This is a genomic window from Marinobacter sp. L-13, from assembly GCF_056857715.1.
Map to the genome: position 1 here is coordinate 41,841 of NZ_JBSXNQ010000033.1, position 11,385 is coordinate 53,225.

The 11,385-nt window shown below is 52.0% G+C and carries 11 protein-coding genes and 1 tRNA gene; 6 read left to right on the plus strand and 6 right to left on the minus strand.

Translation table 11 applies throughout. The annotated features are described in order from the left end of the window. Positions 1 to 2 precede the first annotated feature (2 nt). A complete protein-coding gene (locus tag AC13DD_RS02740; RefSeq protein ID WP_053114880.1) occupies positions 3 to 635 on the minus strand; it encodes a TIGR04282 family arsenosugar biosynthesis glycosyltransferase in 633 nt (210 codons plus the stop codon). Next, on the minus strand, positions 622 to 1,329 hold the full coding sequence (locus tag AC13DD_RS02745) for a TIGR04283 family arsenosugar biosynthesis glycosyltransferase (RefSeq protein ID WP_075267689.1): 708 nt from the start codon (positions 1,327 to 1,329) through the stop codon (positions 622 to 624). The genes AC13DD_RS02740 and AC13DD_RS02745 overlap by 14 nt, the downstream gene beginning before the upstream one ends. Before the next feature lie 87 nt (positions 1,330 to 1,416). Here AC13DD_RS02745 and AC13DD_RS02750 point away from each other — a divergent pair. The 5 genes from AC13DD_RS02750 to AC13DD_RS02770 all read left to right on the plus strand — a co-directional run bounded on the left by AC13DD_RS02750 (position 1,417) and on the right by AC13DD_RS02770 (position 5,238). Beyond that, a tRNA-Arg gene (locus tag AC13DD_RS02750) sits at positions 1,417 to 1,493 on the plus strand. Between the two features lie 294 nt (positions 1,494 to 1,787). Then, complete coding sequence (locus AC13DD_RS02755) at positions 1,788 to 2,045, plus strand: hypothetical protein (protein WP_482930822.1); 258 nt, start codon at positions 1,788 to 1,790, stop codon at positions 2,043 to 2,045. A gap of 15 nt (positions 2,046 to 2,060) precedes the next feature. Further along, the gene (locus tag AC13DD_RS02760) at positions 2,061 to 2,276 is read left to right on the plus strand and encodes a hypothetical protein (protein WP_482930823.1); all 216 of its coding nucleotides are present in this window, start codon (positions 2,061 to 2,063) and stop codon (positions 2,274 to 2,276) included. A 215-nt stretch (positions 2,277 to 2,491) separates the two neighbouring features. After that, positions 2,492 to 3,505 carry an SIR2 family protein gene (locus AC13DD_RS02765; RefSeq protein WP_482930824.1) on the plus strand — a complete coding sequence of 338 codons (1,014 nt, stop codon included), beginning with the start codon at positions 2,492 to 2,494 and terminating at the stop codon, positions 3,503 to 3,505. Positions 3,506 to 3,516: 11 nt separating this feature from the next. Continuing rightward, complete coding sequence (locus AC13DD_RS02770; RefSeq protein WP_482930825.1) at positions 3,517 to 5,238, plus strand: ATP-binding protein; 1,722 nt, start codon at positions 3,517 to 3,519, stop codon at positions 5,236 to 5,238. Positions 5,239 to 5,297: 59 nt separating this feature from the next. Here AC13DD_RS02770 and AC13DD_RS02775 read toward each other — a convergent pair whose 3' ends face one another. From AC13DD_RS02775 to AC13DD_RS02790, 4 genes are all read right to left on the minus strand, one after another. Next, positions 5,298 to 8,063, minus strand: coding sequence for a DEAD/DEAH box helicase (locus AC13DD_RS02775; RefSeq protein WP_482930826.1), 2,766 nt, complete (start codon positions 8,061 to 8,063; stop codon positions 5,298 to 5,300). Then, on the minus strand, positions 8,064 to 8,828 hold the full coding sequence (locus tag AC13DD_RS02780) for a hypothetical protein (RefSeq protein ID WP_482930827.1): 765 nt from the start codon (positions 8,826 to 8,828) through the stop codon (positions 8,064 to 8,066). Further along, complete coding sequence (locus AC13DD_RS02785; protein WP_482930828.1) at positions 8,821 to 9,903, minus strand: hypothetical protein; 1,083 nt, start codon at positions 9,901 to 9,903, stop codon at positions 8,821 to 8,823. Before AC13DD_RS02785 ends, AC13DD_RS02780 begins: the two co-directional genes overlap by 8 nt. A gap of 86 nt (positions 9,904 to 9,989) precedes the next feature. Beyond that, on the minus strand, positions 9,990 to 10,502 hold the full coding sequence (locus AC13DD_RS02790) for a hypothetical protein (protein ID WP_482930829.1): 513 nt from the start codon (positions 10,500 to 10,502) through the stop codon (positions 9,990 to 9,992). 286 nt (positions 10,503 to 10,788) lie between these two features. On the opposite strand from AC13DD_RS02790, the gene AC13DD_RS02795 reads away from it, so the two are divergent. Further along, on the plus strand, positions 10,789 to 11,385 hold a 597-nt coding region (locus AC13DD_RS02795), incomplete at its 3' end, for a transposase (RefSeq protein WP_482930830.1).

Here is an 11,385-nt window from a genome sequence, read left to right on the forward strand (position 1 = left end):
ACTCAAAGAGTGCGCAGAAAGCGCGCCCAGTCTTCGGGCTCGTCGACATCCCAGCGGGGCTCCAGCAAACAATAGCTGAGCCCCGATGCTTTAAGGCGCTCACAGGTCTGGGTCAGAACCTCCGGCGTGCCCCAGGCAATGTCATCCAACATTCCCTCAGCCACTCGGGAGGCTCCAATCAGGACATAGCCGCCATCGTCTGAGGGCCCAAGCACAACGTCGTAGTCTTTCAGGAGCGCGACGGCGTTACGGGCGTAATCCGGATCGACCGAGGGGCAATCACTGCCCACCACCAATGCCCGGTCATAATCCTGAAGAGACAGACTCAACGCTCGATACATCCGTTGGCCCAGTGTGCTCCCCTCCTGAACGCCTTGCATCAGGCCGGCGGCATCAAGCTCTTCAATGATAGAGGCCGCCTCGCCGGGCCGGTCATCCACCGGTCTATCCCACCAGAATTCCACCGGATAGCCGGTCGCACACAGGTTATCCAGCACAGCCAGCGTGAGCCGAACATGGGCTTCGAGAGCCCCGACCGCACCCAACTCGGGCATCAACCGGGTTTTAACCCGTCTGGCTTCCGGCCATTTGGCAAACTGGAGAAAAACCGCCGCAGGCGGATTACTTTGAGGCATTGCGCACATCCGATCGGTAAATTTGGGCCAGGGACTCCGGCGATTCACCACGCCAATACCGCCAGCGCAGCTGCCACATCAGAAAAATCGTTCGCCAGGCACCGTATTTCTGCCAACGGCGGCTATCGGTAACGACTGGCTCTTTTATACAGAAAGGATGGGACACCAGGCAAAGACGGCGTGAGAATTCGACATCTTCCATGAGCGGCATCGGGTGAAAACCATCCAGGGCGTCGAAAACGTCCCGCCGTACGAAAATTGCCTGATCACCGGTGCAGATGCCTGACAGGCGCGAGCGCTGGTTCATGAACCAGGCAATAACCCGGAAAAGCAGCCGCTCACCACTCAGCCGCACATCGAACCGCCCCCAGGCGCGACGGGAATGGACGAAACTTGCGAGATGCTCCAGAGCTTCTTCCGGCAGGCGCGTATCTGCGTGCAGAAACAACAGTAGATCGCCCTTTGCAACTGCCGCGCCGGCGTTCATCTGAAGCGCCCGGCCCTTCTCTGACACAACCACCCTGTCGCAAAGTGGCCGGGCCAGCTCAACGGTTCGATCGGTACTGCCACCATCAACGACAACCACCTCATGCCCCCGGTTACGGATCGGTTGCAGGGCGCGCAGGGTGTCGGTTACACCTGCCGCTTCCATCCACACGGGAACAATCACGCTTAGCGAGAAAGGATCTGGCAAAACACACTCCGTGACATTCTCTGAAACCGGACCGAACCTTGAGCCTCAGGTCTTAGCCCGCTATCATACCGCCCTTCTCGCGATAATGCCCCCGTAGCTCATCTGGATAGAGCGTCCCCCTCCTAAGGGGAAGGTAGCAGGTTCGAGTCCTGCCGGGGGTACCATCCTAATAATAAATTCAAATAGTTAGATCACAAAAATCACTTGACCCACCAACCTACCCCTCAACCCCAAAACGATCAATTTTTAGCCACAATTTTTACTCACCAGCCACCTAGTTTTTACGACTTGGCGATCGCCGTTCGTCAATAGGGGCGATATCTCTCTGTTTTGCCTGACATTCAAGCACACGGTCCGGCCAAAATCTATTTGCTTGCTAGAACGACGAAATGGGGTAACGTCGAAATAGGTCTCGAATTGCGTGACCAATTCAAGAAGCAAGCAGAGGATATTCCAAAATGATGAAACACTTGATTGAACAGATTACCGACCTGCTCAAACAGGCCAACGCTCTGGCGGAGACTCTCGACAACTTCGAGCTGAGCAAAGCCGAAGTTAGGGTGTCGTGCACGGACGGCACCAGCCTGGTGATCGGCGACAATCTCCAGAACTACAGCGATGGCACTACCGGTGACAGCTCTCTGTCACAGCTGACTCCAGCGACCGCCAGCGCGGCGGACCAGCTGGGCAATATCAAAAAGAACGTCTGGTTCTGAGCGGAGGGATTCAACATGGACTTCATGAGAAAGACCCAGAACCTGGCCGCGACGCTCACCAAAGAATTCAATTGCGAGGAGATCAATCTCACCGTCCAGATGCGACGGGGAGAAGACTGGATTACGCTCGATCTCTTCCATAATTCTGAAGAGCCGAACAGGTTCTACGCGACCGTTGACTACTCTGCCAGCCAGCAGATCCAGATTAGTACCGACAGAACCCTTCACTGAGACGAGGTGCCCATCCTCCGGAGACTAAAAGCCGAGGATGGGCATTTACGCTTGCCGCCTCACACCTAAGTCCCTATTAGATTTCAAAAATCGCCCTCCCTGATATATGCTGAGCATCGCTCTTTCGGTAGCTGTATCTGCGACCGCTGAACCGAAACCACTGAAAATACAGAGCACAAAGCACACGAGAAAGTTGCGGAATACAGGGACGTTTCATGTCTGAATTCGATTTCAAGAAACAAGTGCAAGATTATTTCGCAAAAGGCCCCGCCATCGTGCTGGGTAGCGGTGCATCAGCTGCTTATGGGATACCTGGCATGGGCCAGCTCGGCACCCACCTCATCACTACCGTAAAAACAGACGATTTGAGTAGCGAAGAGATAGAGGGATGGTCTCTGTTTTGCGAACTCCTGGAACAGGACACAGGGCTTGAGGAGGCGTTACACAGAGCAAGACTCAGTACCGCCATAACATCTCGCGTAGTAGAGAGTACCTGGGAACTGATATGCCCAGCGGATGAGAAAGTATTTTTGGAGGGTCTGGCAGATAAAAATCGCTTTGCCCTCAGCGATCTTCTGAGACAAATCGTAAGAAGTGACATTAACGAGATATCGATAATAACAACCAATTACGACTGTCTGGCAGAATATGCCTGTGAGCAAATTAAACTACATCACTTCACGGGGTTCTCCTTCGGCGCTCTGAGAACCATGTCTCCAAAAGGCCGGGTGAGAACTGACAAACAGGCGAACATTTGGAAAGTTCATGGCTCTGTTGATTGGTTTGACGGGCCAGACAAGACAACCATTGGTCTTACTCGGAGCAGATCAATACCAGCCGCGCACGTCCCAAAGATAGTAACACCGGGCATTGAGAAATATCGACTAACCCATGGCGAACCCTTCAGAACAGTAATCCAAGAAGCTGACAGAGCAATAATGCAAGAAAAAAGCTATCTATGCGTGGGCTTTGGATTTAACGACGAACATATTCAACCGAAGTTAAAAGACCGGTGCGCAAGCGACCGCATTCCAATCACGGTGATAACCCGGGACTTAACTCAATCCGCCCGAGAATTCCTGCTCCAGGGTGATATTAAAAATTACATCGCTATTGAGCGCGGTACCTCGGATGATGAGTCAATCGTCTATAGCTCGCTTGCCGATGAACCGATCACGGTCCAAGAGAACCTTTGGAGCCTTGACGGCTTCAACACAATCATTATATGAGGTGACACAGGATGTCTTTATTTGAATACACGGCTGAGGATGCATTGGGTACGGTCCTGGCTGTTGACACAGGGACAGTGACAGTGGAGGTCAAAGATGCCGACCACCTCCGAAGACTTCAGGTAAACCGACTGGTCGCCCTTCAGAGTAAGCCCGGACGACACATGATTGGTTCAATTACAAACGTCACTCGTAAGCGTCTTCCGGGGTTGGATGAGGATACTGACGAAGCTCAAGAGCTAAATCTCTGTAAAATCGCGCTCATCGGAACAATGTTTGATCGTGAAGGAGAAAAACGCAATGTCTTCCGCAGAACACTGGAGAGCGTCCCCGAGATCGATGCCTTGTGCTTCGCATTGGAGGGGCAAGAACTAACCAATTTCATGAGGACGCTCGCTAGCGTCGCTGCTGATGGCAGCTCACTAAAACTGGGCACCTATACACTTGATGAAAATGCAGAGGCTTTTCTTAACGGTAACAAATTCTTTCAGAGGCATGCATTCATTGGAGGGAGTACAGGTTCTGGAAAATCGTGGACAACTGCAAAAATCCTGGAACAGATGTCTACTCTCGCCACCGTGAACGGAATCGTTTTTGATGTGCATGGGGAATATAAACCCCTCAAAGGAGAACGGATTCAGCATCTTCGAATCGCGGGACCGGAGGATATTGAGCAATCTAAGGAGCTGAAAGACGGTGTAATCCACCTGCCCTATTGGTTGCTTAGTTATGAGGCTTTGACATCTCTTTTTGTCGATCGGACTGATCAGAACGCCCCCAATCAGGCAATGATCATGGCACGGGAAATCAACGCTTCAAAGCAGCGTTATCTCCAAAGCAAAGGCAAGGATGATGTTCTTGCCAATTTCACGATCGATAGCCCCGTTCCGTTTGGGCTAGAGGAGTTTCTGGATAGCCTACGGGAAATCAATGAAGAGATGATCCCGGGTGCCAAAGCTGGCACTACCAAACAGGGCGATTTCCACGGCAAACTTTCCAGAATGATCTCGCGGCTAGAAAATAAAACCTCTGATCGTCGACTTGGTTTCATGTTCCAAGGTGGTCCCGCGACGCTGGAGTTTGATTGGTTGCAACTACTAACCGAAACATTAATGGGTGCCGCGTCTGAGACAGCGTCAGGCGGCGTAACGATTGTGGATTTTTCAGAGGTTCCTTCGGACGTATTACCGCTGGTAGTTTCGCTCGTTGCTCGAATGGCTTTTTCGATTCAGCAATGGACGCCTCACGATGATCGACACCCGCTTGCCATCCTGTGTGACGAGGCTCATGTCTATATGCCGCAACGAGGACAAGCATCTTCTGCAGATAACGTTTCTCTCGACATCTTCGAGAAAATCGCTAAGGAAGGCCGAAAGTACGGTCTTGGGTTAGTAGTAATCAGTCAGCGCCCTTCTGAAGTGAACAAAACACTGATCAGTCAGTGCAGCAATTTCATCTCCATGCGATTAACCAACGCCGAAGATCAACAAGTTGTGAAGAGATTGCTTCCCGATAGCCTCGGTGGCTTCAGCGATATTCTTCCTACTTTAGATACTGGCGAAGCCCTAGTCGTGGGTGACGCAAGCCTTTTGCCCACACGAATAAGAGTGGACGAGCCAGTACACAAGCCCAATAGCGGTACAGTCGATTTCTGGACCGAATGGCAAGCGCCTGTTGCTAAAAATCGCCTCAGGTCAGCTATCGATAATTGGCGAAAACAAACTTTTCAGTGATGCATTTGTTGTAGTGACCCAGACTTGACCTGACAGTCCCCGGTTTTCTGAGGCATCTGTCAGGCAATGTTCAACCAACCAATCAAAGATGCAGAATACGGCTCTCCCTGACCTGCAGCCCCTCTATGGCGTATTTCTCGCTCCAGGACAGTTTCCATCATTTCTAAAAGCCGCGTGCCGTCCGTCGAACTTCGACCATCAGGCCGTTGCACCAAAATCTGACCGACTTGCCGCTCCCAGGCAGGCACTCTTTCCCCTTTCTCGTTGACAGCCAACTTGAGGAGGTGGCGCAGAGTTTGGCCTCTCTCATTATGGGTCTCAACTAGCCAGAGGCCTAGAGCTCCAGACTGGCCATCTGGCGACGCTACGGAAACCCCAAGTTTCTCCGGCTCCTGGTTGCTCCACGACTCCAGCAATTCCGAAACATACGGGTGGTCTAAGCCAAGGAGTTCAACGGTATCGTCGTTAGTCGCTTCTTCTCTTTCCGAAACAAAAGTATTAATCAGCTGATTGCGGTTGTCATACAGCCCGTATAAGCCGTCTGACATCCTCTCGAAACGGTTTCCCCGCAATTCGGCAGCCTTGGTAACGAAATCAATGAGACGCTGCATAGCTTCGCTGGTATCAGCCAGTGGCGCATAATCGTCCAGACTGAACCGATCCAAATCCTGGAAGAGTTCGAAAACCGCATCCTTTGCCGCTGCAGCATTTTCCATCGCCGCATTCAATTCAAGCCGTGTCCGTTTCAGCTCTGGATCCTGGAGGGCTTTCGCATAGAGCTGCTGATAATTGATTCGCTCTGAGAGCTGCCCCAGTATCTGAGCGCGGAGATCTTCTCCAATTTCACCCTGCTCATCTACTTTTCCAACCGCCTTAGCTATATCTTCAAGCTTCTCATCCAGAAGCAGGAAAATCTTGCCTTCGATGGTATCGCCAAGCACAAGGTTGTAGACCTGAGCCGTATCTTGCTGGCCATAGCGATGAATACGTCCAATGCGCTGCTCTACATCCATCGGATTCCAGGGCAAGTCGAAGTTGAACAGAATACGCGAATGCTGGAGGTTGATACCCTCCCGGCCAGCTGCAGTACATATCATCACTCGCGGTCCATCAGACTGCTTGAAACGCCGCTCTGCCGCTAACTTACTGCCATGGTCACCGCCCTTCAGAACAACGACCCCCTGCCCTGGATAGGCGGATTCAATCTGTTGTCCGAGCATCTCTACCGTGCCCAGATAGGTGGCGAAGATCAATACCCGTTCTCTTGGATTCTGCTGCCACAGAGTACCAAGAGCTGCGAGCAACTTTTCGACCTTGGTTTCCCTGATCTGCGGGAAAAGCTGCAGCAGACTCTTGATCCGAAATCGTTCTTCCGGGAGCGCGTATGCCACAGCGTTCATAGCGGCATCTTCCGCCGCAGCCGTTTCAAGCTCATCTGAGAATTCATTCGAGGCGAGTGCCAACTCATCCTCGTCCATTTTCTTTAGCGATCGGCGTTTCAGATCGTTCAGAATGCGGTCTATTTCCAGGTCAGCCATTCGCCCTTCCTCAAGAGCAAACTCTGTCCGGATCAACTCTCTGGCCTCATCATAAGCCTGGTTTCGGGATTCAATATCAAGGCTGCCATCGTGCATCAGGCCTTCCTGAACGGTTAATGCAATCAAGCGACGACGTAACGTGCGATGCACCGCGGCAAAACTAGAGGCCGCAATCTTCTGAAAGATCGTCATCACAAAGCCAAGAGCTCGACCTTTGCCACCCTGCTTCTTGGCCAGAGCGAAGCCATCTGCCAGATATTCGTTCAGCGCCTGATAGAAACGGCGCTCGTAGTCCGACATCACAAACGTTTCGGTGTGAACCCAGCGCCGGGCGAATAACGTCCCGCCGTCGGCACGGCAAGCGTCTGCTTTCGTTCGCCGAAACACGTAAGGGTTGAGCCGGTGCCTCTCTTCAACCATTTCCTGTTCATTCTTGAACAGTGTTGGATCAAGCAGCTGGATCAACTTCCAGAAACGGAAATGGTCGCCTTGGTGGGGAGTTGCGGAGAGCAACAGGATATCCCTGGAATGATCTCGCAAAACCTCTGCGAGTTTGTAGTTTTCTGTTTTTTTCGTTTTACCGCCCGACTTGTACGCCGTTAAATGCTGAGCCTCGTCGAATACCACCAAATCCCAAGGAGGCGCCTCCATCAGTTTTTTGACTCGGGCCTTTCTTTTGAGAGTATCAATGCTGGCAATGAGCAAATTATGACGAGCAAACGCGTTGGTTCGGCGGTCGCTGACATCGCCCTCGCGCCCGAAAACCTCGAAGTTGAGGTTAAATACTTCGTTAAGCTCACGGTGCCAGTTATTGACAAGCCCAGCCGGTACAACCATTAAGGCTCTGTTTAGCTCGCCCCTGCTAGCAAGCTCCCGAAGTATCAAAGCTGTTTCAATAGTTTTCCCGAGCCCAACTTCATCGCCGATCAAAAAACGACGAGGACTTGCCATGGCTACCTGATGAGTCAAAACAACCTGATGAGGCAACAAATCTATCTTGGCCGATGTCAGGGAACTGGCGCTATCCAGGAGGGGCAGCTCATGCGCTTGCCAGCTTAACCAAACATTATCAGCGCGATGTTTGTCGGCTGCCACATTCGCCACAACGGTCTCGTTATGCCCCAGGACTGGCTTTAATGCGCCTACCGGCAGTTGGCGTTCGCCAACCTGAAAAAACACACGGGCATATCCGTCCGTGCAGCTAATGACCACACCCTGGCCAAAATCTTGGTGGTTAACGCGAGAGCCTGGCTTCAATACTGCCGAGTTTGAGGAAGCAACCATCATTCAAGCGTCCAACTGATAGATGGTTCTAAGGTCCGCCGTGACCGTTTCCAAGGTCGTGTCACCAAGCTCAAAATTGCGCATGTCCAGTCCCTTTTCTGCGTTCATTGCCTCCAGATACTGCAACAGATCAGCCTTGATGCTCTCAGCTATGTCAACTCGACTGTCCGCGGACAAAACGGCATAAAGTCGGAAAATATCATTTCGATGCTTTCGAATGTTCTTGCTGTCGATGGCTTGTCCAGCGCGCTTTCGCTCGGATAGATCAAGCCAAGCCTTGGCCTTGAAGGGCAAAATGTATTCGGGGCCAAGGAATGCAATACCATCCACCACCGATCGCCCTCCCTCGATACACCGGTAGTAGTCGTCATCGAGCAAGATTGCTGAAAGACTAGAGAGCTCGCTATCGACAGGGATTGGTGTTAGGTCGGCGTCCTCAGGGATAGTCAACTGATCCGGAACCCGCGAAAAGAGCTCTAGCATTGCCGGATAGCCCTCAGTGGTAGGCTTATCAAAACGATAAAACTGTTTATCCCCAGTGCTCCTCTGCTGATTCTGGTACCCACCAGCCCGGACAAATTCCCAGAATCTTTCCACGAATGCTACATCAAGAGCCTCTGCGCACAAGACAATGTCTAGGTCTTTGGTGGCGCGAAAATTCAGACCAACCTCATCCAGGGCCAAGTGGCACGCCACGCCGCCAATCAGGGTGTAACTATCCTGAAAGCCTTTAAAATGATCTCTGAAGAGGTCCAGTCCCTTAACCATTCAATTGCTCCCATACGTGTTCAATCAATTCTTCACAGGCCATTTCGATACGCTCATCCTGACTTGAACGAAGACTCAGCCACAACGAAAGTGGGTCGACAATAGGAGCCTTCTGGCCCGCTGCTCGCTGGCCGGTGATAATGCCCGGGCTATAGCTCCACTGTTCAATTTCAATAACGTGGGGCTCACTGGCATAACGACTTCGCAATGCTGAAGGGCCGCCATCCAATTCTTCTATGTTCAGAAGCTTTCTGATACCCGGCCACTCCTGTGCGTTGACAGCGATCACCTCATTAGACGGCTCCGCCAGCATCGTGCAGTGAGCCAAAGCGCTTTCACCAGCAATTCGCGCCTCCGCTGCGCTCAAGAGATCTTTTATGTCTGCAGCCCAGACCCAAACTTTCTTTCTAACGGGGTTCTGTAAGAGTGGCTTAGCCATCTGCCAGAGTTCTGGGCCGGAAGCGTTGAACACCAAATGTTTCTCACGACCCACTTTCTCAATCGAGGCGAGATTGCGTTCCGGCAGCTCTTTCAGTGCCCGGGTGATACTCATAGGGCTATACCCGGTAAGGTGCGCTAACTCCCTCGATGAGATTCCAGAACAGTCCTTCACCTGAATCTGTCTCAGTACCAGTGCCTGGGACACAGCTCCGATGTGATCCGAAATCTTCCGTCTGGTCTGCTTGAAATATTCTCGAAGATCAATGCCCAGCATTGGCAGGTAGAGTTGGTTGCCGGGCACGAGAAAGGGCACCTTTTGCTCGATCAGACGCTTGCGGTTGAACGAACTGACTACGTCAACCACATAGATAATGTCGCCACTAAAATGCTTTGCGGCCACCTGCCAATGTTTCCTGACAGCAGCGGGTGTTTCTCCTTCCGTTGAAACACTGAGCATCAGTAGGCAGCGCTTATCAAATATCCTGGCGCAATAAAACTCGTAAAGATTCCGCAAAAATATAGGAAGCTTCGAGGTGCCTTCCCATGGCTCTTCCCAGCCAGAATTGGTGTTCTCCTCGCCCAAGACCTCTACAAAATAGTCTCGTGCCGCGTTGAGGATCTTATTGGTTTTCATTGGCTACGCCGCTTAATATCACAATAATTGCACACTACCACCGACAGAGTTACCGTGCAATTATGAGTTACTATCCCAAGCCACTCTCAGGAGATGCGATAGTGGTGAAGCCCGATCCAACTGGATTTGCCATTCTCGCTAACCTCAATACGGCGTACACCATTTTGGGCGCCATTCCAGATGCATCGGCCAAGAGCCAACCGTTGCCCTTTGTAACGCCCATCCAGATACCATTCGAATGCGTTATCTCCGGCCACCTCAAACCAGCGTTTTTCGTCCGCCATCCAGAAGATCAATGAAGCCTGGCCCTCAAAGCAATCCTGAAAATCCAGAATCTTGCTGTAGACCTGTTGCTCAATCCAGTCATCGGCCTCTTCCATTGGCAACGCATCAATAGCAACATCCAATCCGGCTACCATCAGCGCTGCATCGTCGACCCATGGAATCTCATCATCTGGCCACCCCAACGCTTGCAGCTCAAAGAAACGCCTAAGGCTGACAACCTTTGGAGCCGCCTGGAGCTCTGTCAATGCGGATCCACTCCACAGGATATTAATCCCCCGGCGCTTCCATACATCATCCGTCAACGGCGTGTTCATCAAGGCTCTCCTTACTCCATATCAAACAGTGCGTACTGCTCTTGCACCGTTTGCTGGTTGTTTGCTGCCCAGGTGTTGTATAGCTGACGAGCAGTTGTGGCTGCATTACGCATTTCCTCGTTTCCACCATTGGCCACCCACCAATTCAACAAGTCTCCCAACGCAGGATGTGGCTTGAAATCCCCGCTAACCCGAATTTCTCATGAGGGGATAAAAGAAAGCGGCTGAAAGTGTTAAAATTTCAGGACCTTACACCATCAATCAACACCAACAACCGCTATCCAAAATGGTACCTCAAAAACTGACCTTCTCGCCACTTTCCCGCCGCCAGATTGAAACCGACTTCTCCGGAGGCCATATCACCTCCGATGCCGGCTTGCTGTTACTGCGCGAAGTCGACAAACAACACCGGTTAACCCAACGGCTGGCCGAGACTCTGACCGACCAGCGGGATCCCCGGATGATTCGTCATGAGCTCAAGTCCCTGGTCCGGCAACGGGTCTACGGTGTGGCCGGTGGCTACGAAGATCTGAATGATCATGAAGCGCTTCGCTTTGATCAGGCACTACAAACCGCCACGGGGAATGCCTCGACTCTGGGCGGCAAGTCCACGCTTTGTCGAATGGAGCAGGCGATGGATCGGCAAACCATTCTCAAAGCGCATGAGTTGCTCTGGCACCACTTTATCGACCAGCATGAGAAGTCGCCCAAGGAAATCGTGGTGGATTTTGACGGCACCGATATTCCGGTGCACGGCGACCAGCCGAGTAAGTTCTTTAACCGGTATTACGACCATCACTGCTACTTCCCGCTTTTCGTCTTCTGCGGTAGAAGGCGCCGTCTTCCTGGTATACCAGCCGGTGAATCATGCCCAGCACCTGGC